Origin of the sequence: Rathayibacter sp. VKM Ac-2857 (genome assembly GCF_013205025.1) — a bacterium.
Classification (GTDB): domain Bacteria; phylum Actinomycetota; class Actinomycetes; order Actinomycetales; family Microbacteriaceae; genus Rathayibacter.
Genome location: NZ_JABMLE010000002.1, coordinates 152906 through 175679 on the forward strand (window position 1 = coordinate 152906; position 22774 = coordinate 175679).

Here is a 22774-nt window from a genome sequence, read left to right on the forward strand (position 1 = left end):
GACCCGCCGTCCTCAGCAGGGCGGGCCTGCAGACTTCTGTTCCGACGCTGGTGGATCTCGATACGCCCGCTCCGCGGGCTACTCGATCAGCATGAAGACAGCCGCTCATCAGCATGCAGGCAACTGCTCGATCAGCATGAAGGCGGCTGCTCGTTCAGCAGTCACCGCGCTCGGATCATGCTGGTCGAGTAGCGCCGGAGGCGCGTATCGAGACCCGCCCACCGCCGGAACGTGTCAAGACCCTGCCGCCCGCGACCACCCGCGTGCTCGGATGGATCCACCGACGAGAGGAGCCCCCGTGCCCGAGAACGTGAACGAGGACCTGCCCGAGCAGGAGTCCGACCTGACCCCGAACACCGGCGGCGCCCAGACCGTGCTGCCCGGCGAGGACGCGACCGACGCCAGCGCCGCGGGCGCCGCTCCCGGTGGCACCGCCATCGACCGCGGCGTCTCCGACACCGTCACGGAGGGCGACAGCGCCGGCGACACCGTCTCCGGCGACGCCGACCTCCCCGACGACACCGACGGCCCCGTCACCGACGACCGCGCCTCCGCCGACTGAGCCGAGCCCGTCACCGCCCGCGAGATGCCACTTGCGTACGCGACACGCCGTGAGAAGCGTGCACAAGTGGCATCTCGCGGAGACGCGTCAGCCCCGGGACACCACCGGGCTGAAGAGCGTGCCGATGCCCTCGATGTCGATCGCGACCGTGTCGCCGTTCGCGATCGGCCCGACGCCCGCCGGCGTCCCGGTCAAGATGATGTCGCCCGGCAGCAGCGTGAACACGCGCGACACGTACGCGATGATCTCGGGCACCCCGTGGATCATGTCGCCCGTGTTCCCGGACTGCAGCCGCCGCCCGTTCACCCGCGTCTCGAGCGCGCTCTCGTTCCAGACGAACTCGGTCTCGATGACCGGCCCGATCGGGCAGAACGTGTCGTAGCCCTTGGCCCGCGCCCACTGCCCGTCCGACTTCTGCAGGTCGCGCGCCGTGACGTCGTTCGCGATCGTGTAGCCGAAGACGACGTCCTCGTAGTCCTCCGCCCGCACGTTCTTCGCGATCGCGCCGATCACGATCGCGAGCTCGCCCTCGAACTCCACCTGCTGGCTGTCCTCGGGCAGCACGATCGCCTCGTCCGGCCCGATCACCGAGGTGTTCGGCTTCAGGAACATCAGCGGCTCGGCCGGAGCGTCGCCGCCCATCTCGGCCGCGTGGTCGGAGTAGTTCTTGCCGATCCCGATCACCTTCGAGCGCGGGATCACCGGCGCGAGCAGCTTCGCCTCGGCGAGCGGGATCCGCTCCCCCGTGGTCTCGAAGCCCGCGAACATCGGGTCGCCGGCGAGCACGACCAGGTCGTCCTCGTCCAGGATCCCGAAGTGGATCGCGCCCCCGTTGTCCCCGGAGCGCTGCGTGGCGAATCGTGCGATCTTCATGCGTCCAACCTCGTCATCCAGCCGTGCGTGTCCTCGCGACGTCCGTACTGGATGTCGGTCAGCTCCTCGCGCAGCGACATCGTCAGCGCGCCGGCCGGCGCGCCCTCGTGGCCCACCGAGAAGCCGTCACCCTTGAGCTCGGCGATCGGCGTGATGACCGCCGCGGTCCCGCAGGCGAACACCTCGACCACGTCGCCGGATTCGACCCCGTCGCGCCACTCGTCGATCGACACCTGGCGGCGCTCCACGCGGTGGCCGCGGTCCTCGGCCAGCTGCAGCACGCTGTCGCGGGTGATCCCCTCGAGGATCGAGTCCGACTCCGGTGTGACGAGCGTGCCGTCCTTCTTCACCAGCACCACGTTCATGCCGCCGAGCTCCTCGATCCAGCGGGACTCCTGCGAGTCGAGGAAGAGAACCTGCGCGCAGCCGTGCTGGTACGCCTCCTGCTGCGGCAGCAGCGACGAGGCGTAGTTGCCGCCGGTCTTCGCCGCTCCCGTGCCGCCCTTGCCCGCGCGGGCGAAGGACGTCGACAGCCAGATCGACACCGGGGCCACGCCGCCGGAGAAGTAGGCGCCGGCCGGGCTCGCGATCACGTAGTAGCCGACCTCCTCGGCCGCGCGCACGCCGAGGAACGCCTCCTTGGCGAACATGAACGGCCGCAGGTACAGGCTCGTCTCCGGCTCGGACGGCACCCACGCGCCGTCCGCCGCGATCAGCTGCCGCAGCGACTCGACGAACAGCTCGGTCGGCAGCTCGGGCAGCGCGAGCCGGCGGGCGGAGCGCTGCAGCCGGCCGGCGTTCGCCTCGGGGCGGAAGGTCCAGATCGAGCCGTCCGCGTGGCGGTAGGCCTTCATCCCCTCGAAGATCTCCTGCGCGTAGTGCAGCACGGCCGCGGCCGGGTCGAGCTGGATCGGTCCGTACGGCTCGACGCGCGGCTGGTGCCAGCCATCGGCGCGCGACCAGCGGATGTCGACCATGTGGTCGGTGAAGTGGACCCCGAAGCCGGGGTTCGCGAGGATGCGGGCGCGCTCCTCGTCGGAGCGGGGCGCGGGGTTGGCGGTCACCTCGAAGGCGAGGTCCTGCGCGGAGAGGATGTCGGTCATGAGGGGTTCTTCCTGGAGTGGCGTGGGGCCCAGGGGCGGGGGCCGGAGAGGAGGGTCAGCGGAGCCGCGAGACGACGGAGTCGCCGATCGCGGCCGTGGAGCGCGGGGTGCCGTCGCGCGACTCGATGTCGGCGGTCACGGCCGCCGTCACGCGGGCGGCCTCGTCGCCGCGACCCAGGTGGTCGAGCAGCAGCGCCACCGACAGGATCGCGGCGGTCGGATCGGCGAGCTGCTTCCCGGCGATGTCGGGCGCGGATCCGTGGACCGGCTCGAACATGCTGGGGAACGCGCCGTCGGGGTTGATGTTGCCCGAGGCCGCGAGTCCGATGCCGCCGCTGATCGCGCCGGCCAGATCGGTCAGGATGTCGCCGAACAGGTTGTCGGTGACGATGACGTCGAACCTAGCAGGATCGGTCACCAGGAAGATCGTCGCCGCGTCCACGTGGAGGTAGTCGACGGCCACGTCCTCGTAGGTGGCCCCCACCTCGTCCACGAGCCGCTTCCACAGCGAGCCCGCGAAGACCAGGACGTTCGTCTTGTGCACCAGCGTCAGCTTCGAGCGGCGCTTGCGGGCCAGCTCGAAGGCGTGCCGGACGACGCGCTCGACGCCGTAGGCCGTGTTCACCGAGACCTCGTTGGCGATCTCGTGCGGCGTCCCCTGGCGGATCGACCCGCCGTTGCCGACGTACGGACCCTCCGTGCCCTCGCGGACGACGACGAAGTCGACCTCGCCGGGCGCCGACAGCGGCGACGGCACTCCCGCGTAGAGGCGGGTCGGGCGGAGGTTGACGTAGTGGTCGAGCGCGAAGCGCAGGCGCAGCAGCAGCCCGCGCTCGATGTTCGCGTCCTTGAGGCGCGGGTCACCGGGCACGCCGCCGACGGCGCCGAGCAGGATCGCGTCGTGCGCGCTGATCGAGGCGAGGTCCTCGTCGGCGAGGACGTCGCCGGTCTCGAGGTACCGGCCGGCGCCGAGCGAGAACGGCGTCTTCTCGATCACCAGGTCGGAGTCGGCGGTGACGGCGTCGAGGACCTTCACGGCCTCGGCGATCACCTCCGGTCCGATCCCGTCTCCGGGGATGACGGCGAGCTTCACGGTGCGGGTCATGGCGGTCCTCAGACGTGCGGGAGCACGGGGTGTGGGCACGGAGCGTGCGAGCACGGGGGCGTGCGGAGCACTCGAGCGTGCGGGGCAGGAGACCAGCCCAGCGTACTCTCGGGCCGCCGCCCGCGCCGGTCGCGCCGCGTCAGCTCCGGCGCAGGCGCCAGGCCGCGACGACACCGGCGAGCAGCACCAGTCCGACGCCGATCCAGGCCGACCAGCCGACGCCCGCGTCGAACGCGGCTCCGGCCGAGGCGAGCAGGCTGGACGCCGACTCGGACGGGATCTCGCCCGCGACCGCGACCGCACCGCCCAGGGTCTCCCCCGCGCGCTGCGCCTGCCCGGCGTCGAGGCCCTCGGGCAGCACGACACCGCTCCGGTAGGCGGCCGTCAGCACCGTGCCGAGCGTCGCCGTGCCGAGCACCGCGCCCAGCTCGTACGCCGTCTCCGACACCGCGGAGGCGGACCCGGCCTTGTCGGCGGGCGCGTTCGCGAGCACCAGCTCGTTCGAGACGGTCTCGGCCGCGCCGATCCCGAGGCCGAGGAAGGCGAACGAGACCGCGACGGTCAGCGCGGAGGCGCCGCCGGGCGCCGCGCTGCCGATCGCGAGCAGCGCGTAGCCGACCGCCGAGATCACGAGTCCGGCCGGCACGACGATCCGCGGCGAGATCCGCCGGGCGATCGGCACCACGCCGAGCCCCGCGCCGATCATCACCACGAGTCCCGGCACCAGCACCAGCCCCGCCTCGAGCGGCGAGAGGCCGACCACGAGCTGGAGGTGCTGCGAGACGAAGAACAGCCCGCCCACCAGCGCGACCACGCTGAGCAGGTTGACCAGGATGGCCGCGCTGAACGAGCCGCGGCGGAAGAGCGAGAGGTCGAGCATCGGCACCTCGCGGCGCTGCTGCCGGCGCACGAAGAGCACGCCGCTGACGACGCCGACCACGAGCGAGAGCACCGCGACCGCGTCGATCCCGTGCTCGGCGGCCGACTTGATCGCGTAGACGATCGGCGCCATCGTCGCGAGCGAGAGCACGATGCTGACGACGTCGACCGGCCCGGGCTTGGGGTCGCGCGACTCCGGCACCAGGATCGGCGCGAGCACCACCAGGGGCAGCAGCACCGGCACCGCGAGCAGGAACACGGAGCCCCAGGGGAAGTTCTCCAGCAGCACGCCGCCGACCAGCGGACCGACGGCGGAGCCGACCGCGAAGCCGGTCGCCCAGATCGCGATCGCCATCCGGCGCTGGTCGCGGTTCGGAAAGAGGCTGCGCAGGAGCGAGAGGGTCGAGGGCATCAGGGTCGCGCCGAAGAGACCGAGTGCGGCGCGGGCGGCGATCAGGGCGCCGGCCGTCGGCGCGAAGGCCGCGGCGACGGAGACGACCGCGAAGCCGACCGCGCCGATCAGCAGGAGCTTCCGCCGGCCGACCCGGTCGCCGAGGCTGCCCATCGCCACCAGCAGTCCGGCGAGCACGAGCGGGTAGGCGTCGACGATCCAGAGCAGCTCGGTGCCGGAGGGCCCGAGGTCCTCGGCGATCAGCGGCAGCGCGAAGTTGAGGACGGTGTTGTCGACCGAGACGAGCAGCACCGGCAGCATCAGCACCGCGAGCGCGAACCAGGCGCGGCGGCCGACGCGAGGTCCGTCGGGCTCGACGGCGGCTCGGCCGGTGGTGGTGACGGTGGCGACGGATGCGGTGCGGGCGGACACAGTGGTGCTCTCTTTCGAACGGAGTGATCGCGACCGAGTATACCGTCCAGCCGGTACAGTAGCCAGGAGCGGAACCGGGATCCGTCCCTAGGATGGAGCCCATGCCCGCCGCCCCCGCCCGCGACCGCGTCCTCGACGCGTTCGAGGCCCTGCTGATCGAGCAGGGCGAGCGCTCGGCCACCCTCGACGCCGTCGCGAAGGCCGCCGGAGTCTCCAAGGGCGGGCTGCTCTACCACTTCCCCTCGAAGGACGCCCTCGTCGACGGACTCGTCGGACGCCTGGACGACCGCCTCGCCGAGGACATCGACCGGATCCGGACGTCCGACGAGGGCGTCGTGCCGTACCTGATCCGCACCTCGTTCGCCGCGGACACCCCCTTCGACCGCACCATCCTCGCCGTCTCGCGCGTCGCCCAGGGCCACGACGAGCGCGCGAGCGCCGGCCTCGCCCGCATCCACGACAGCTGGTACGCCGTCGTCGCCGAGGCCGTCGGCGACCCCCTCGTCGCCCGCGCCATCGTCCTGCTGAGCGACGGCCTGTACTACAACTCCGCCCTGCTCCCCACCGGCGACAGCCCGCGCGGCGAGGCCGCCGACGTCCTCGCCGTCATCGCCCGCCTCCTCCCGAGCTGACCCCCGAGGAGTACCCGTCCGAAGGACGCGGAGCATGCTGGTCGAGTAGCCGTCCGAAGGACGGCGTATCGAGACCCACCACCGCCAGCACGCCGGATCTCGATACGCCCGCTCCGCGGCCTACTCGATCAGCATGAAGCGCGCCCGCCGCAGTCATGCTGGTCGAGTAGCCGTCCGAAGGACGGCGTATCGAGACCCACCGTCGCCAGCACGCCGGATCTCGAGACGCCCGCTCCGCGGGCTACTCGATCAGCATGCAAGGAGCAGCCGCTGCCGCGCCTGCCCAGCGCTGCCACGCCACGCCATGCCATGCCGGCAGACATGCTGGTCGAGTAGCCGGCCGCAGGCCGGCGTATCGAGACCCGCCGCCTACAGCCGCACGGTCCCCTCGATCAGCGTCGCCGTCGCCCCGCCGATCCACACGTCGTCGCCGACGCGCTCCACGAGCACGCGCCCGGCGCGCCCCATCGCCGTCCCCTGCGCCGCGACGTACCGCTCGGGCGCAAGCCCGGCCCCGATCAGCCACTGCGCGATCCCCGCGTTCAGGCTGCCCGTCACCGGATCCTCCGCCACGCCCGCGTCCGGGATGAACGCCCGCACCTCGAACGCGCACTCCGCCCCCGCGGGATGCGGCCCGACGACGCCGACGGCGAGCCCGCCGAGCCGCGCCGACTCCGGCCGGATCGCGAGCACCCGCTCCGCCGACTCCAGCCGCAGCGCCAGCCAGCCCGGCCCGTTGTCGGCCCACTCGTGCCCGAGGATCTCCGCGCGCGCCAGCCCCAGCGCCGCCGCCGCGCGCTCGAGCGTCGTCTCGTCCACCGGCCCGGTGCGCTGCCGCGGCGGCGCCGCGAACGCGATCGCCCCCGGCATCACCCGCAGCCGCACCTGCCCGGCCGCGCACTCCTGCACCAGCACCCCGGCTTCGCGGGGCACTCCGCCGGCCGCGAGCCACGCATGCGCACTGCCGAGTGTCGGGTGCCCCGCGAACGGCAGCTCGCGCCGCGGCGTGAAGATCCGCAGCCGGTAGTCGGCCTCGGGCGTCGTCGGCGGCAGCAGGAACGTCGTCTCCGACAGGTTCGTCCACCGCGCGAAGGCGGCCATCGACGCGTCGGACACGCCGTCGCCGTCGACGACCACCGCCACCGGGTTGCCGAGCAACGGCTCCGCGCCGAACACGTCGACCTGGGCGAATCTGCGCTCCATGCTGCCGTCTCCTCCGCCGCGCTCGGACCTACTCGGTGATGTCGATCTCCTGCATGAGGTCGGCGTCGATCGCGATGCGCACCTTCTCCAGCAGTCCGTCCGGCGCCGGCGAGTCGATCGTGATCACCGAGAGGGCCTTGCCGCCCGCCTCGGTGCGCGCGATCTGCATCCCCGCGATGTTGACGGAGGCGTCACCGAACTCGCGCCCGTACACCGCGACGATGCCGGGCCGGTCGACGTAGCTCATCACCACGTGGTGCTTCGCGAGCGGCACCTCGACGTCGTAGCCGTTGATCGCGACGAGCTTCTCGACCTGCTTGGTGCCGGTCAGCGTGCCCGAGACCGAGATCTGCGAGCCGTCCGAGAGAGCGCCGCGGAGCGTGATCACGTTGCGGTACTCGTCCGAGACCGCGTCCGTGATGAGCCGCACCTCGATGCCGCGCTGCTCCGCGAGCACCGGCGCGTTGACGTACGACACCGTCTCCGACACCACGTTGCTGAAGACGCCCTTGAGCGCCGCGAGCTTGAGCACCTTGACGTCGAAACCGGCCAGCTCGCCGCGCACCTCGACGTCGATCGACGTCACCGGCGAGGACGCGAGGCCGGAGAAGACCTGGCCCAGCTTCTCCACCAGCGGGATGCCCGGGCGGACGTAGGGGTCGATGACGCCGCCGGCCACGTTCACCGCGTCCGGCACGAGCTCGCCCGAGAGCGCGAGGCGCACCGACTTCGCGACCGAGACACCGGCCTTCTCCTGCGCCTCGTCCGTCGACGCGCCGAGGTGCGGAGTGACGACCACGTTCTCGAGGGCGAGCAGCGGCGAGTCGGTCGGCGGCTCCTTCACGAACACGTCGAGCCCGGCGCCGGCGATGGTCTTGGCGACGAGCGCGCGGTGCAGCGCATCCTCGTCGATCAGCCCGCCGCGGGCGACGTTCACCAGGAACGCGGTCGGCTTCATCAGCGCGAGCTGCTCGTCCGAGATCATCCCGGTGGTCTCCGGGGTCTTCGGCATGTGGATGGTGATGAAGTCGCTCTGCGCGAGCAGCTCCTCGAGCGGCAGGAGCGTCACGCCGAGCTGCTGCGCGCGGGCGCTGGTGACGTAGGGGTCGTAGGCTACGACGTTCACGCCGAAGGCCTGCAGGCGCGCGGTGATCAGCGCGCCGATGCGGCCGAGGCCGATGATGCCGACGGTCTTCTCGTAGAGCTCGACGCCGGTGTACTTCGAGCGCTTCCAGAGGCCCTGCGCGAGCGCGCTGTGCGCGGCCGGGATGTGACGGGCGAGGCTCAGGATGTGGCCGACGGTGAGCTCGGCCGCCGAGATGATGTTCGAGGTCGGCGCGTTCACGACCATGACGCCGGCGGCGGTCGCGGCCGTGATGTCGACGTTGTCGAGGCCCACGCCCGCGCGCGCGACGACCTTGAGCGAGGGCGCCGCAGCGATCGCCTCGGCGTCGACCTGCGTCGCAGAGCGGACCAGGATCGCGTCGGCCGAGCCGAGCGCCTCGAGCAGCGCGGGGCGGTCGGTGCCGTCCACGGAGCGGATCTCGAAGTCGGGACCGAGGGCGTCCACGGTGGCGGGCGAGAGTTCTTCGGCGATCAGGACGACCGGCTTAGTCACGAGAGGCGCTTCCTTCGGGGAGGGGACGGAGCGGGCACCGAGCACAGGGGCCGGTGGAGCCCCCGCCACTGTAGCGGAGGGCCGCAGCCGTCCCCGGCCGTGTGACGCCCGCTCTCGGTGGCGAGCGGCGGCGCACTCTGCGACCCCGTCCGAGCCCGGATTACGTCAGCCCAGGTCGAGAAGACTGGTTTCCCCGAACACGGTCTGCAGGTCGAGGGCGATGGCGGCTGAGAGGCAAAGCGCGACCAGCAGCAGACCAGCCCGGACCGCGAGCGGCCGCCGTCTGCCTAGGAGCAGCGCAAGCACGAAGCAGACCACGGGCACGACCAGCTGCAGCGAAAGGACGACCCAGCCGGTGCCACTCAGGTCAGTGCCGAGGCGGGCCGCCGCAATGCGCAGCCCGACGAGGTTGCCGATCCCCTCCCAGACGTCCCAGGCGAAGAAGAGCGCGAAGACCGCGGCGATCACCACCGAGAGCAGAAGGCGCTTGCGCCGGCCGTCGCGCCGGCCGGTGCCGCCCAGGGTCGCCTTCGCCGTGCCGCCCGTCGAGGCGGAGTCAGCGGACGGGGTGGGAGTGGACGGGGTGTCGGTGCCCGGGGTGTCGCTCATCACGCGCCCTTCAGGAACGGGAGGGGTGCCAGCAGGATCAGCCCGGCGATCAGCCAGAGGACCCGGGTCCTCGTCCGTGCGTTCCGCGTGCCCAGAAGCACCGCGGCGAACCAGGCGGCCGGTCCGGCCACCGCGAGCCAGAGCCCGAGCCCGTAGAGCCCGCCGCCGAGCGCGTCGCCCGCGAACGTCGCGGCGATCGTGGCGTTCTGCCGGGTCGCGGTGATCATCCAGCCGATCGTCGAGAGGAGGTACAGGCCCGCCGCGACGCCCATCGCGACCAGCAGCACGGAGGAGGCGGCCGCCGCGTCGGCGGCGTCGCGCTCCTCGTCCGGCTCGTCGTCCCCGAGCTCACCGTCGTCGTCCTCGCGCAGCTCCTCCGGCAGCTCGTCGACGTCGCCCTCGCGCGCCGCCCGCTCCTCCGGGGCCGAGCGGACCGCCCGCGGCGCCTTCCGCCGCACGGTCCCGTCGCCGGCGACCAGCGTCGGGTCGCCGCCCTCGCCCGCCCAGCTGAGCGCGTCGTCGTCCCGGTCGTCCTCGGGTCTGCTGTCGATCACCGCAACACCCTAGCCGCGCGTCCCTCGCAGTCGTCTCGGAGCACCCCGACACCTCCCCGCCACCGCGCGGACACCGCCCGGCCTCCCCCGCGGGCGACCCTTCCGGGATGGGGGAGCATTCCGGCACGGACGCGCGCGCGGCGGACGAGGGCACAGCGGACGAGGGCTCAGCCGACGAGGGCGCCCGGCGCCGCTACGTCGCGATCGGCGACTCCTTCACCGAGGGCGTCGGCGATCCGCACCGGCTCCTGCCCAACGGCGTCCGCGGCTGGGCCGACCGCGTCGCCGACCGCCTCGCCCGCGCCGAGCCCGGCTGGGAGTACGCCAACCTCGCCATCCGCAGCAAGCGGCTCGCGCAGATCACCGCCGAGCAGCTCGCGCCCGCGCTGGAGCTGCGGCCGACCCTGGTGACCCTCTACGCCGGCGGCAACGACATCCTCGACCTCGGCACCGACATGCGCGTCCTGATCGACGGCTACGAGCACCTGGTCGACGCGCTGGCGACGACGGGCGCCTCGCTCGTGCTCTTCACCGGCTTCGACATCCCCGGGCTGCCCGCGCCGCGGATGTTCGTCAAGCGCAACCGCGTCTACAACAGCGCCGTCCGCCGCATCGCCCGCGAGCGCGGCGCCGTCCTCGTCGACTACTGGCGGATGCAGGCGTTCCGGGAGCCCGCGATGTGGTCGAGCGACCGGATGCACCTCTCCAAGCGCGGGCACCGCGTCCTCGCCGCCCAGGTGCTGGACACCCTGGGCGTCCCGCACACGATCTCCACCGGCCCCTGGGACGCTCCCGAGCCGCTGACCCCGCGCGAGCTGCTCCGCGACCAGTACCGCTGGGCGCACGACTGGGTGCTCCCCCTGGTCGGCCGCAAGATCCGCCGGGTGACGCTCGGCGACCACCTCGCGCCGCGCTGGCCCGAGCCCGTGCTCGTCCCGCCGAAGGGCGGCCTGCGCCGCCTCGCCCGCGACACCGCCGCCTGACGCGCGGTCACGGGCGACCCCGCCCCGGCGCACCCCGCGGGGCGGCGCTAGGACAGCAGCGGCAGCACGGTCGCCAGCAGCAGCGCGCACGCGAGCATCACGATCGGCGCCACCCGCGCGGCCGCCGCGCCGGGCGGCACCGCCCTGCGCGAGGCACCCCGCAGCCGGCGCCGGTCGATCGCCGCGACCCCGCCGCGCACCGACAGCGGTCCCTCTTCCAGGTCCCCAGGCCAGAGCTCGACCAGCAGGCGCCGGCTCCGCGCCAGCTGAGCGTCCGAGGAGCGGACGACGGCCAGGAGCAGGCCGTTCCCCTGCGACGAGCCGATCCCGGCCCCTGCTCCGACCGCGATGACGACGGCCGCGGAGACGAGGAGCCCCTCCGAGCCGTCGAACGCGACGGCCGAGAGCAGCAGCAGCAGGCCGACCACCGCGATGACGACGACGACGAGCGAGAGCACCGAGAACAGCGCGGAGCGGGCCCGCAGACCCTGCGCGGCGGCTCTCCCCCGCGCCTCGGACCACGCCGAGCGCGACGGTGCGAGGATCCCCGCCAGATCAGCCGGCGAGAGGGCGTCCTCCGCGAGCCGGACGTCGAAGGGCAGATCAGCGGTCTCGGCGAGGTCGTCCCGGTCGAGATCGGCGGGCACGGGCCAGGCCGCACGCGTGTAGCGCGCCGCCGCCGCCTCGGTCCGCCGGCGCATCGCCGACGCCGTGGCGACCAGCACCGTCCCCGCGATCAGCGCGAGCGCCAGCGCCGTGACCGTCCGCAGCGCGACCGGCGCCGACTCGAGGATCCCCCCGGACGCCAGCGCGAGCGCCGCAGCGAGCCCACCCCCGGCCACCCCGCACAGCACGATCCCCGCCGACACCTCGTACGACAGCCCGTCCCGCGCCGCCGCCACGCCCTCGTCCCACTGCCGCAGCCGCCGTGCCCGTCGCTCCATCCGCCCGACGCTACCCGCGTACCCCGTGAGCTCCCCCGTGGAGCCCACGCAGGCCGCGCATGCTGATCGAGCACCCCGCGCAGCGGGCACATCGAGATCCACCAGCGCCAGAACGACGGCCTGCAGACCACCCGTGCTGGCGACGCCGGATCTCGATACGCCCCTGCGGGGCTACTCGACCAGCATGTCTGCGGGCGTGTCTTCCAAGTAGATCCCCCAGCTTCAGACCACCGTGGATGGAGTGCATCCGAGGAACGCCCCCCTCATGCTGATCGAGTAGCCCGCAGAGCGGGCGTATCGAGATCCCCCAGCTTCAGACGCCGACCCTGCGGACCCGCCCTCACGACGACTTCAGGTCTCGAGACGCCGCTCCTGGCCTGCTCGCCCACCGTGGAGCGAGGCCCGATGCGAGTCGACCCGAGACGGGCTCCGGCCGAGCAGCAGGGCCCGAGACGGGTCGACTCGACTGACGCGCAGGTGTCGAGTGGACGCGGGCAGGGGCCGGCGCCGAGCTCAGCGCCCGTTCTGCGTCCGCTCGCGAATCATGCAGATCGAGTGGACCGCGCAGCGGGCGTATCGAGATCCACCAGCGCCGGAACGAGGGTCTGCAGACCCGCCCTGCGGAAGACGGCGGGTCTCGATACGCCGCTGCGCGGCTACTCGACCAGCATGAGATGCGGCGCCCGACCGGCATGAAGGACGGCGCCCGACCGACACGGACCGCCCCCCTCGGACGCGACGGAGCCCCGGCCCCGCCGACGTCCACCGCAGAAGCGGTGTCCGTCGACGGTCCGGGGCTCCGAACGTCCGTCAGTGCGGGCGACTAGCGCGCGACGCTGCCGTCGGTGTAGTCCTCGTCGGTCTGCTTCCAGGCGAAGAGCTTGCGCAGCTCGCGGCCGGTCTCCTCGATCGGGTGCTTCTCGCCCTTGGCGCGCAGCTCCTGGAACTCGGGCGCTCCCGCGTCCTGGTCCGCGATGAAGCGCTTCGCGAAGGCACCGCTCTGGATGTCGCCGAGCACCGCCTGCATGTTCTGCTTGACGCTGGGGTCGATGACGCGGGGGCCGGACACGTAGTCGCCGTACTCGGCCGTGTCGGAGACCGACCAGCGCTGCTTGGCGATGCCGCCCTCCCACATCAGGTCGACGATCAGCTTGAGCTCGTGCAGCACCTCGAAGTAGGCGATCTCGGGCTGGTAGCCGGCCTCGACGAGGGTCTCGAAGCCGTACTGGACGAGCTGCGAGGTGCCGCCGCAGAGCACGGCCTGCTCGCCGAACAGGTCGGTCTCGGTCTCCTCGGTGAAGGTGGTCTTGATGACGCCGGCGCGGGTGCCGCCGATGGCCTTCGCGTAGGACTTCGCGGTCTCCCAGGCGGTGCCGGTCGCGTCGTTCTCGACGGCGATGATGTCCGGGATGCCGCGGCCGGCGACGAACTCGCGGCGCACGGTGTGGCCGGGGGCCTTCGGCGCGATCAGGATCACGTCGACGCCCGCGGGGGCCTCGATGTAGCCGAAGCGGATGTTGAAGCCGTGCGCGAAGGCGAGCGTCTTGCCCTCGGTCAGCTTGTCCGCGATCTGCTCGCTGTAGATGGCGCGCTGGTGCTGGTCCGGCGCGAGGATCATGATCAGGTCGGCCCAGTCGGCGGCGTCGGCGACGCTCTTGACCTCGAAGCCGTCGTCCTCCGCCTTGGCGGTCGACTTCGACCCCTCCTTGAGAGCGATGACGACCTGGACTCCGGAGTCGCGGAGGTTCTGCGCGTGGGCGTGGCCCTGCGAGCCGTAGCCGACGATCGCGACCTTCTTGGACTGGATGATGGAGAGATCGGCGTCGGCGTCGTAGATGAGCTCGGTCACGTGATGCTTCCTTTTCTGTGGATGGAGTGGGCGGAGCAGGGGGAACGGCGCGGAGCCGTCAGTTCTTGAAGACGCGCTCGGTGATCGACTTCGAGCCGCGGCCGATGGCCAGCAGGCCCGACTGGGCGATCTCCTTGATCCCGTAGGGCTCGATGACCCGGAGGAACGCGGTGGTCTTCCCGGAGTCGCCGGTGACCTCGATCACCAGGGCGTCGGTCGCGACGTCGACCACGCGGGCGCGGAAGAGGTTCACGGCCTCGAGCACCTGCGAGCGGGTGACGTTGTCGACGCGCACCTTCACGAGCAGGTGCTCGCGGTGCACCGACTGGTCCGGGTCGAGCTCGACGATCTTGATGACGTTGATCAGCTTGTTCAGCTGCTTGGTCACCTGCTCGAGCGGGAGGTCCTCGACGTCCACGGCGACCGTGATGCGCGAGAGCCCCTCGAGCTCGGTCGGCCCGACGGCCAGCGACTCGATGTTGAAGCCGCGACGCGCGAACAGCCCCGCGACGCGGGTGAGCAGTCCCGGCTTGTCCTCGACGAGCAGGGAGAGAACGTGGTGGGTCATGCGGTCTACTCCTCGTCGTCCCAGGTCGGGCTGTGGTCTCTGGCGTACTGGACGTAGCTGTTCGAGACGCCCTGCGGGACCATCGGCCACACCATGGAGTCGCGGCTGACCACGAAGTCGATGACGACCGGCCGGTCGTTGGTGGCGATCGCCAGCTCGATGGCCGCGTCGATCTCCTCCGGCTTGGTGACCCGGATGCCCAGGGCGCCGTAGGCCTCCGCGAGCTTCACGAAGTCCGGCACCCGGACGGTGTCGTGCCCCGTGTTGAGGTCGGTATTCGAGTAGCGGCCCTCGTAGAACAGGGTCTGCCACTGGCGCACCATGCCGAGCGAGGAGTTGTTGATCACCGCGACCTTGATCGGGATGTCGTTGATCGTGCAGGTGGCGAGCTCCTGATTGGTCATCTGGAAGCAGCCGTCGCCGTCGATCGCCCAGACCGTGCGGTCCGGCTCGCCGACCTTGGCGCCCATCGCCGCGGGCACGGAGTAGCCCATCGTGCCGGCGCCGCCGGAGTTGAGCCACGAGTTGGGGCGCTCGTACTTGATGAACTGGGCCGCCCACATCTGGTGCTGTCCGACGCCCGAGGCGAAGACGCCCTCGGGACCGGTGATCTCGCCGATCCGCTTGATCACGTACTGCGGGGAGAGCAGGCCGTCGACCGGCTCGGTGTAGCCGAGCGGGAACTCCTCCTGCAGGCCCTTGAGGTAGGTCCACCAGTCGGCCGTGTCGGGCGCGGCACCGTCGATCGCCTTCGCGAACGCGTCGGTGAGGTCCGGCAGGACGTCCTTGAGGTCGCCCACGATCGGCACGTCGGCCGTGCGGATCTTCGAGATCTCGGCCGGGTCGATGTCGACGTGCACGACCTTGGCGTTCGGGGCGAAGAGCGCCGCCTTGCCGGTCACGCGGTCGTCGAAGCGCGAGCCGAGCGCCAGGATCAGGTCCGACTCCTGCAGTGCGAGCACCGCGGGGACGGTGCCGTGCATGCCGGGCATGCCGAGCTGCTGCTCGTGCGAGTCCGGGAACGCGCCGCGCGCCATCAGCGTCGTGACGACGGGAGCGCCGCAGGCCTCGGCGAACGCCAGGAGCTCGGCCGCAGCACGGGCGCGGATGATGCCGCCGCCCACGTAGAGCACCGGCTTCTTCGCCTCGGCCAGCAGCTGCGCCGCGGCCTGGATCTGCTTGCCGTGCGCCTTCGTCACCGGGCGGTAGCCGGGCAGGTCGATCTTCGGCGGCCAGCTGAACGGCGCGGTGTCCTGCTGCGCGTCCTTCGTGATGTCGACGAGCACGGGGCCGGGGCGGCCCGTCGTCGCGATCAGCACGGCGGAGGCGAGCGCCGAGGGGATGTCCTCGGGGCGCGTGACCAGGATGGAGTGCTTCGTGATCGGCATCGTGATGCCGACGATGTCCGCCTCCTGGAACGCGTCGGTGCCCATCAGCGTCGAGAACACCTGGCCGGTGATCGCGAGCATCGGCACGGAGTCCATGTAGGCGTCCGCGATCGCCGTGACGAGGTTCGTCGCCCCGGGACCGGAGGTCGCGATGCAGACACCGAGCTTGCCGGTCGCCGCGGCGTAGCCCTCGGCCGCGTGGCCGGCGCCCTGCTCGTGGCGGACCAGGATGTGGCGGATCTTCGACGAGTCCATCAGCGGGTCGTAGACGGGCAGGATCGCGCCGCCGGGCAGGCCGAAGACGTCCTCGATCCCGAGCATCTCGAGCGAGCGGACGACCGCCTGCGCTCCGGTGAGCGACTCGGCGACGGGCGCGACCGCCGGCGCGGACGCGGCGGTGCGGGGTGGCTGGGGTGTCGGTGCGCTGGGCACGGCGGACGGGTCCGGGGTCATGCGGGTGTCGATTCCTTCGAAGCGTGATGCGGCGGCGGGCACTGGGGGCTCGGAGAACGGAGAGGGAGCGACCGGTGTCCGGGAGGCGCGTGTGCGCGGCCGGCCCGAGCGGGCCGGGATCAACCCGTGGTGGCGCCCTCGGCGGCCGAGCGGACGAGCTTGGCGTACTTGGCGAGGACACCGCGGGTGTAGCGCGGAGGGAGGGGCGCCCAGCCTTCTCGGCGGGCGGCGAGCTCGGATTCGTCGACGAGTAGGTCGATCGATCGAGCGGCGATGTCGACCCGAATCGGGTCTCCGTCGCGAACGAATGCGATGGGACCTGCGTCCACCGATTCGGGAGCTATGTGGCCGATGCACAGGCCGGTTGTGCCGCCTGAGAATCGTCCGTCGGTCAACAGTAGTACATCTTTTCCGAGCCCGGCCCCCTTGATGGCGGCGGTGATGGCCAGCATCTCGCGCATCCCGGGGCCGCCCTTGGGGCCCTCGTAGCGGATGACCACCACGTCGCCCTTCTTGATGACGCCGTCGGTCAGCGCGTCCATCGCGGCGCGCTCGCGCTCGAAGACCCGCGCGGGGCCCTCGAAGACGGAGGCGTCGAAGCCGGCCGTCTTGACGACCGCGCCCTCGGGAGCGAGCGTGCCCTTGAGCACGGTCAGCCCGCCGGTGGCGTGGATCGGGTTGTCGAGGGTGCGGATGACCTCGCCGTCCAGCGGCGCGATGTCCATCGCCGCGAGGTTCTCGGCGACGGTCTTGCCGGTCACGGTGAGGCAGTCGCCGTGCAGCAGGCCCGCGTCGAGCAGGGCCTTCATCACGGCGGGGACACCGCCGTGGCGGTCGACGTCGTTCATCACGTACTTGCCGAACGGCTTGAGGTCGCCGATGTGCGGGATCGTGTCGCCGATGCGGTTGAAGTCGTCGATCGTGAGGTCGACCTCGGCCTCGTTGGCGATCGCGAGCAGGTGCAGGATGACGTTGGTCGAGCCGCCGAAGGCCATGGCCACGGCGATCGCGTTCTCGAACGCCTCCTTGGTCAGGATGTCGCGCGCGGTGGTGCCGTTGCGGAGCAGCTCGACGACCGCCTCCCCCGACTTGCGGGCGAAGTAGTCGCGGCGGCGGTCGGCCGCGGCGGGCGACGCGGAGCCGGGCAGGCTCATCCCGAGCGCCTCGGCGACGCTGGCCATCGTGTTCGCGGTGTACATGCCGCCGCACGAGCCCTCGCCCGGGGCGAAGGCGCACTCGATGCGCTTGGCGTCCTCCTCGGACATGATCCCGGCCTTGACGCCGCCGACCGCCTCGAAGGAGTCGATGATCGTGATGTCCTTCTCGGTGCCGTCGGACAGCTTGACCCAGCCCGGCGCGATCGATCCGGCGTAGACGAAGACGGCGGCGAGGTCGAGGCGCGCGGCGGCCATCAGCATGCCGGGCAGCGACTTGTCGCAGCCGGCCAGCATGACGGTGCCGTCGAGGCGCTCGGCCATCATCACGGTCTCGACGGAGTCGGCGATGACCTCGCGCGAGACGAGCGAGAAGTGCATGCCCTCGTGGCCCATCGAGATGCCGTCCGAGACGGAGATGGTGCCGAACTGCAGCGGGTAGCCTCCGCCCGAGTGCACGCCCTCCTTCGCGCTGCGCGCGAGGCGCTCCAGCGAGAGGTTGCAGGGGGTGATCTCGTTCCAGGACGACGCGATGCCGATCTGGGGCTTCTCCCAGTCGTCATCGCCCATTCCCACGGCGCGCAGCATCCCGCGCGACGTCGTGGCCTCGATGCCGTCCGTGACGGTGCGCGAACGAGGCTTCCAATCGATTTCCGGCATGTGACGAGGCTACCGCCTCGCGCGCGATGCTCCGGCGCTGCCGAGCGCGGCCCGATCCGTCGCGAACGGTCGTGTCAGTCGCCCCGATCCGTCGCGAACGGTCGGGTCCGGAGCCTCGCGCCGACCGTTCGTGACGGATCGACCGGCGCTGTTCAGCCCGCGGTGGCGCGGAAGTCGGCGAGGAGCGACAGCACGTGGGCGATCTGCTCGGGGCCGCGCACGCGGTAGGCGGCGGAGGTCGTGCCCGCGCCGCTCTTGACGCCGACGTCGCCGGTGCCGAGCACCGCGAAGGCGTCCTCGTCGGTGACGTCGTCGCCCGCGTAGAGCACGGCGGTCGCGCCGGTGTAGCGGCGCAGGTGCTGCACGGCCTCGCCCTTGGTGGTCGAGCGGACCGAGAACTCGAGGACGTTCTTGCCCTCGCGGACGGTGACGCCCTCGACCTCGGCGCGCGCCTCCGACAGGGCGACGACGTGCGCGACGCGGCTGTGCCGGTCGGTGGCCAGGCGGGTGTGCAGGGCGAAGCCGGCCGGCTTGTCCTCGATCCAGACGTTGTCGATCCCGCGGGCGATGCCCTTCAGCACGTCCTCGAGCACGCCGACCTTCGCCAGCTCGGTCTCGTCGAGGCGGACGGCGTCGTCGCCCGGGTCGAGACGGATCTCGATGCCGTGCGAGCCGACCAGCAGCGCCTCGTCGGGCAGCTGCGCGACCTCCTCGAGGCTGCCGAGCGCGCGTCCGGAGACCAGCGCGACGCGGGTGCCGGGCAGCGCGAGCAGCCGGAGCACGGCCTCGCGCGCCTCGGGCAGCGCGCGGGCGTGCGCAGGGTCGTCGACCTCGGGGGCGAGCGTCCCGTCGAAGTCGAGCGCCACCAGCAGGCGGCCGGTCGCGGCGAGCTCGTGCAGCGCGGCGACGAGGCGGTCGGGCACACCGGGCAGGTGCTCGCCCGGGGTCGGGGTGACGATGGTCATCGCGTCGCCTCCGCCGTCTCGTGGTGCGCGTCCTCGGCCGCGCGACCGCGGACGCCGTCCTCGTGGTGCTCCGCCTCCTGGCCGAGCGGTGCCTCCTGGCCCCGAGCGGCCGGCCGCACGTCGAGCTGCTGGCCCGCGGCGTGCTCGCTCAGCGCGTCGAGGAAGCTCGCCGACCAGCGCGAGACGTCGTTCTCGAGCACCCGGCGGCGCAGTGCCCGCATGCGGCGGCTACGCTCGGCGCGGGGCATGCGGGCCGCGTTCTCGATCGCGTCCTTGAGCCCGGAGATGTCGTGCGGGTTGATCTGCACGGCCTGCTTGAGCTCGTCAGCCGCGCCCGTGAACTCGCTCAGCACGAGCACGCCGTCGTTGTCGAAGCGGGAGGCGACGTACTCCTTCGCGACCAGGTTCATCCCGTCGCGCAGCGCCGTCACCAGCATCACGTCGGCGGCGAGGTAGAGCGCCACCATCTCCTCGCGCGGGTAGCCGTGGTGCAGGTAGCTGATCGCCGGGTTGCCGATCGTGCCGTAGTCGCCGTTGATCCGGCCGACCTGCAGCTCGATGTCGTCGCGCAGCTGCTTGTACGTCTCGACCCGCTCACGGCTGGGGCTCGCGACCTGCACGAGCACCGCGTCCTTGGTGCTGAGCCGCCCGTCCGCCAGCAGCTCGCCGAACGCCTTCAGCCGGTGGCCGATGCCCTTGGTGTAGTCGAGGCGGTCGACGCCGAGCATGACGGTCTCGGGGTCGCCCAGGTCGGAGCGGATCTGCCGCGCCCGCTCCTGGATCTCGGGGGTGCGCGCCATCGCCTCGAAGGCGTCGGCGTCGATCGAGATCGGGAAGTGCCGGGCGACCACCGGCCGGACGCTGGCACCGCGGCGCGAGCGGTTGACCCGGCGGGTGCCGTCGACCGCGTCGTCCTCGACCGGGACCTCGACGACGGTGCTGCGGGTGTCGTAGCCGAGCAGCCGGCGGACCGCGCGGAGGAAGCTGCCCGCGTCGCCCTGGCGCTGGAAGCCGATGACGTCGGCGCCGAGCAGGCCCTCGACGATCTGCTTGCGCCACGGGAGCTGGGCGAAGATGCCGTAGGGCGGGAACGGGATGTGGTTGAAGAAGCCGATCGTGACGTCCGGCCGCAGCTCGCGGAGCATCTTCGGCACCAGCTGCAGCTGGTAGTCCTGCACCCAGACGACGCCGTCCTGCTCGGTGACCGCGGCGGCGGCCTCGGCGAAGCGGCGGTTCACCCGCACGTAGGCGTCCCACCACTCGCGGTGGTACGTGGGCGGCGCGATCACGTCGTGGTAGAGCGGCCAGAGGGTGTCGTTGGAGAAGCCCTCGTAGTAGTCCTCGAGCTCCTGGGCGCTGAGCGCGACCGGGACGATCAGCACGCCGTCGTTCTCGAACGGCGCGACCTCCTCGTCCGCGACGCCGGGCCAGCCGACCCAGGCGCCCTCGTTGGCGCGCATCACGGGCTCGAGCGCGGTGACCAGCCCGCCGGGCGAAGTCTTCCAGGAGGCGGTGCCGTCGGCGTCGACGACGCGGTCGACGGGAAGGCGGTTCGACACGACCACGAACGCGTTGCGCGCTCCGGCGGCGTGGTCGGCGGCGGCTGGAGTCGTCTCGTCGGCGCTGTCCTCGAGGGGTGCGGGGGCGGAGGCGGAGTGCGGAGGAATGGTGGTCCCGATCGTCGGTCGTGCCCGTCTTCGTACCCGCCGAGGCTACCAGCCGCACTCGAACGGGGGACGGGCTCAGCCCTGGGCGAGGGCCAGCGCGAGCACCGCGCCGCCGACCGTCGGCACCACCGCGACGGCGCCGAGCAGCGCGTACTGCCGCCACGAGATGGTCACGCCGAGCGCGGTCAGCCGCTGGTGCCAGAGCAGGGTGGCGAGCGACGCCCAGGGGGTGATCAGCGGGCCGGCGTTCACGCCGATCAGGAGCGCGACGAGGCGCACCGGGTCCGCGGCGACCGGCTCGAGCGCGAGATAGGCGGGCAGGTTGTCGACGAGGTTCGCGGCCACGACGCCGGACCCGGCGAGCCGGAGCAGGTCGCCCACGCCGCTCCCCTCCCCCGCGACCACGGCGAGCGCCGCGCCCAGGCCGAGCTGGTGCGCCGCCTCCATCACGACGAAGAGACCGGAGGCGAAGACGACCAGCTGCCACGGCAGCAGCGAGACCTTCAGCGCGGACGGCCGCCGGACCGCGAAGAGCACGACGAGGGCGAGCGCCGCGACCGCCGCGGGGATCCACACCTCGAGCCCGGAGACGAGGGCGGGCAGCAGCAGCGCGACGACGACGCCGGCGCCGATCAGCAGGACGCGATCCTCGACCGGGGTCCGCTCCCCCGTCCGGTAGCGGCCGGCCAGCTCGCGCCGGTAGCGGATCGCGAGCACGAGCACCGGGATCACGGCGGCGACGAGAGCGGGTGCGGCGGTCAGCGCGGCGAAGGCGAGCGGCCCGTCGACACCGAGCCGCCTCTCTGCCAGGAGGTTGGTGAGGTTCGACACAGGGAGCAGGAGGGAGGCGCAATTCGCGAGCCAGACGGTCGCCATCGCGAACGGCAGCGGCGACACCCGGACGTGCGCGGCGAGCAGCACGACCACCGGTGTGAGCAGCACGGCGGTGGTGTCGAGCGAGAGGAAGACGGTGCTGACGATCGCCATCGCGACCACCAGGAGCCAGAGCAGAGCGGTCCGCCCGCGGCCCCAGATCGCCGCCCGCTCGGCCACGACCGTGAAGACTCCGGCCTCAGAGGCCAGCTCCGCCACCACGGTGACCGCGACGACGAAGGCGAGGATCGGCGCCGTGCGCTCGACCAGCTCGCCGAGGGCGTCCATCGGCAGGACCCCGGTGAGAGCGGCGATCACGCCGAGCACGAGGAGCACCGCCCCGATCACAGCCGTGCGCATCTCGTACCCGTTCTCCTCGGTCCCTGCCGCGGCCCGGCGCCGAGCAGCGGTTCACCGTAGCGGGCGGGACCGACGACGGAGCCGTCCGATGGCCGTCGGCGGTGTCAACCGTTGGGAGGGAACGGGGCCGGGCCACTAGCGTCGTGGTGAACACAGGAGGCAATCGATGCGCAAGTTCATCCTCAATTCCAGCGTCATCAGCGCGATCGTCGGAGGCTGGTCCATCCTGCAGACGACGCGCAAGGGTCCGCGCGACTGGCGGCTGGCCCTGCAGTGGGTCAGCTGGGCGATCGCGCTCGCGGTCGCCATCGGCTCGGTCTCGTACGACTCGAAGGAGCTCGTCAAGGAGCAGAACGGCAAGAAGCGCGACCGCTGACCGCCTTCTGACACGCCGCGCGCCACCGGCCGCGGCGTGTCAGCGCGCTCCGGTGCCGTCGCCCCTGGACACTGGAGGTCCAGCACGCGGCACGGGAAACGGGGTTCGTCATGAGGTTTCGTCTGAGGCGCCGTCAGCCGGCCCCCGAGGTCGCCGCGGCCCCCGCGCTCACGCAGGACGAGCTCTTCGCCGTCGTGCACGAGCGCCTCTCCGCGTTCGTCGGCGCCGAGGGCGCCTGGGTCGTCACCCGCCGCAGCCAGGACGACCGCGACCCGATCTTCCACGGGATGCTGGCCCGCTCGCTCGCGCACGAGCTGTCCGCAGCCATTCAGGCCGAGCAGCTCCGCGCCGGCGTCGAGGCCACCGCGAACCCGGTCACCTCCGCCATCCCCGTGATGCGCGCCTCCACTCCCCCCGTCACCGCGGAGCCGGCCGCCCCCGTCGCCGAGCCCGCCGCCCTCACGTGGGACCCCAAGCCGATCGCCGTCTGGGCCGAGCCCGACGCCGCCTCGGTCGCGACCCCGGCCGACGCCCCCCGCTGACCCGTCGGCCCCCTGCCTGCTGAGCCCGTCG

21 protein-coding genes are annotated in these 22774 nt (G+C 72.2%); 5 read left to right on the forward strand and 16 right to left on the reverse strand.

The genetic code is table 11. The annotated features are described in order from the left end of the window. The first annotated feature begins 298 nt into the window (after nt 1-298). Complete coding sequence (locus HQQ86_RS08245) at nt 299-562, forward strand: hypothetical protein (protein WP_123447966.1); 264 nt, start codon at nt 299-301, stop codon at nt 560-562. A gap of 87 nt (nt 563-649) precedes the next feature. On the opposite strand, the gene HQQ86_RS08250 is transcribed toward HQQ86_RS08245, so the two are convergent. The 4 genes from HQQ86_RS08250 to HQQ86_RS08265 form a co-directional block, all read right to left on the reverse strand. Then, nucleotides 650-1435, reverse strand: coding sequence for a fumarylacetoacetate hydrolase family protein (locus tag HQQ86_RS08250; RefSeq protein WP_173287676.1), 786 nt, complete (start codon nt 1433-1435; stop codon nt 650-652). After that, nucleotides 1432-2538, reverse strand: coding sequence for a branched-chain amino acid aminotransferase (locus HQQ86_RS08255; protein WP_173287677.1), 1107 nt, complete (start codon nt 2536-2538; stop codon nt 1432-1434). The genes HQQ86_RS08250 and HQQ86_RS08255 overlap by 4 nt, the downstream gene beginning before the upstream one ends. 55 nt (nt 2539-2593) lie before the next feature. Next, nucleotides 2594-3643, reverse strand: a complete 1050-nt coding sequence (locus tag HQQ86_RS08260; protein WP_173287678.1) for a 3-isopropylmalate dehydrogenase — start codon at nt 3641-3643, stop codon at nt 2594-2596. A gap of 139 nt (nt 3644-3782) precedes the next feature. After that, nucleotides 3783-5345 (reverse strand): MFS transporter, encoded by a 1563-nt coding sequence (locus HQQ86_RS08265; RefSeq protein WP_367948593.1) that lies wholly within the window; start codon nt 5343-5345, stop codon nt 3783-3785. A 101-nt stretch (nt 5346-5446) separates the two neighbouring features. Between HQQ86_RS08265 and HQQ86_RS08270 the strand changes: the two genes are divergently transcribed. Then, entirely contained in the window at nt 5447-5977 is a 531-nt protein-coding gene (locus HQQ86_RS08270; RefSeq protein ID WP_123447970.1) for a TetR/AcrR family transcriptional regulator, read from the forward strand. A gap of 369 nt (nt 5978-6346) precedes the next feature. Here HQQ86_RS08270 and HQQ86_RS08275 read toward each other — a convergent pair whose 3' ends face one another. The 4 genes from HQQ86_RS08275 to HQQ86_RS08290 all read right to left on the reverse strand — a co-directional run bounded on the left by HQQ86_RS08275 (nt 6347) and on the right by HQQ86_RS08290 (nt 9961). Then, nucleotides 6347-7180, reverse strand: a complete 834-nt coding sequence (locus HQQ86_RS08275) for a PhzF family phenazine biosynthesis protein (protein ID WP_173287679.1) — start codon at nt 7178-7180, stop codon at nt 6347-6349. A gap of 28 nt (nt 7181-7208) precedes the next feature. Beyond that, nucleotides 7209-8798: a phosphoglycerate dehydrogenase gene (serA, locus tag HQQ86_RS08280; protein WP_173287680.1), complete on the reverse strand. Its 1590-nt coding sequence runs from the start codon at nt 8796-8798 to the stop codon at nt 7209-7211. A 165-nt stretch (nt 8799-8963) separates the two neighbouring features. After that, complete coding sequence (locus HQQ86_RS08285) at nt 8964-9407, reverse strand: hypothetical protein (RefSeq protein ID WP_173287681.1); 444 nt, start codon at nt 9405-9407, stop codon at nt 8964-8966. Then, the gene (locus HQQ86_RS08290; protein WP_173287682.1) at nt 9407-9961 is read right to left on the reverse strand and encodes a hypothetical protein; all 555 of its coding nucleotides are present in this window, start codon (nt 9959-9961) and stop codon (nt 9407-9409) included. The genes HQQ86_RS08285 and HQQ86_RS08290 overlap by 1 nt, the downstream gene beginning before the upstream one ends. 107 nt (nt 9962-10068) lie before the next feature. On the opposite strand from HQQ86_RS08290, the gene HQQ86_RS08295 reads away from it, so the two are divergent. Further along, a complete protein-coding gene (locus tag HQQ86_RS08295; RefSeq protein WP_173287683.1) occupies nt 10069-10944 on the forward strand; it encodes an SGNH/GDSL hydrolase family protein in 876 nt (291 codons plus the stop codon). A gap of 47 nt (nt 10945-10991) precedes the next feature. Here HQQ86_RS08295 and HQQ86_RS08300 read toward each other — a convergent pair whose 3' ends face one another. From HQQ86_RS08300 to HQQ86_RS08335, 8 genes are all read right to left on the reverse strand, one after another. Then, nucleotides 10992-11888, reverse strand: a complete 897-nt coding sequence (locus tag HQQ86_RS08300; RefSeq protein ID WP_173287684.1) for a hypothetical protein — start codon at nt 11886-11888, stop codon at nt 10992-10994. Nucleotides 11889-12711: 823 nt separating this feature from the next. Then, nucleotides 12712-13737, reverse strand: coding sequence for a ketol-acid reductoisomerase (ilvC, locus tag HQQ86_RS08305; RefSeq protein ID WP_173234962.1), 1026 nt, complete (start codon nt 13735-13737; stop codon nt 12712-12714). 58 nt (nt 13738-13795) lie between these two features. Further along, nucleotides 13796-14305 (reverse strand): acetolactate synthase small subunit, encoded by a 510-nt coding sequence (ilvN, locus tag HQQ86_RS08310; protein WP_123447978.1) that lies wholly within the window; start codon nt 14303-14305, stop codon nt 13796-13798. 5 nt (nt 14306-14310) lie between these two features. Further along, nucleotides 14311-16146, reverse strand: coding sequence for an acetolactate synthase large subunit (locus tag HQQ86_RS08315; RefSeq protein WP_173287685.1), 1836 nt, complete (start codon nt 16144-16146; stop codon nt 14311-14313). A 119-nt stretch (nt 16147-16265) separates the two neighbouring features. Then, complete coding sequence (gene ilvD / locus HQQ86_RS08320; RefSeq protein WP_173287686.1) at nt 16266-17960, reverse strand: dihydroxy-acid dehydratase; 1695 nt, start codon at nt 17958-17960, stop codon at nt 16266-16268. A gap of 152 nt (nt 17961-18112) precedes the next feature. After that, nucleotides 18113-18925: a trehalose-phosphatase gene (gene otsB, locus HQQ86_RS08325; protein ID WP_173287687.1), complete on the reverse strand. Its 813-nt coding sequence runs from the start codon at nt 18923-18925 to the stop codon at nt 18113-18115. Then, nucleotides 18922-20490 carry a trehalose-6-phosphate synthase gene (locus HQQ86_RS08330; protein ID WP_367948594.1) on the reverse strand — a complete coding sequence of 523 codons (1569 nt, stop codon included), beginning with the start codon at nt 20488-20490 and terminating at the stop codon, nt 18922-18924. Before HQQ86_RS08330 ends, otsB begins: the two co-directional genes overlap by 4 nt. A gap of 177 nt (nt 20491-20667) precedes the next feature. Continuing rightward, the gene (locus HQQ86_RS08335; protein WP_173287689.1) at nt 20668-21825 is read right to left on the reverse strand and encodes an SLC13 family permease; all 1158 of its coding nucleotides are present in this window, start codon (nt 21823-21825) and stop codon (nt 20668-20670) included. A gap of 166 nt (nt 21826-21991) precedes the next feature. On the opposite strand from HQQ86_RS08335, the gene HQQ86_RS08340 reads away from it, so the two are divergent. Both HQQ86_RS08340 and HQQ86_RS08345 read left to right on the forward strand, forming a co-directional pair. Then, nucleotides 21992-22201: a hypothetical protein gene (locus HQQ86_RS08340; protein WP_123447985.1), complete on the forward strand. Its 210-nt coding sequence runs from the start codon at nt 21992-21994 to the stop codon at nt 22199-22201. A 110-nt stretch (nt 22202-22311) separates the two neighbouring features. Then, entirely contained in the window at nt 22312-22743 is a 432-nt protein-coding gene (locus HQQ86_RS08345) for a hypothetical protein (protein WP_173287690.1), read from the forward strand. Nucleotides 22744-22774: the final 31 nt, after the last annotated feature.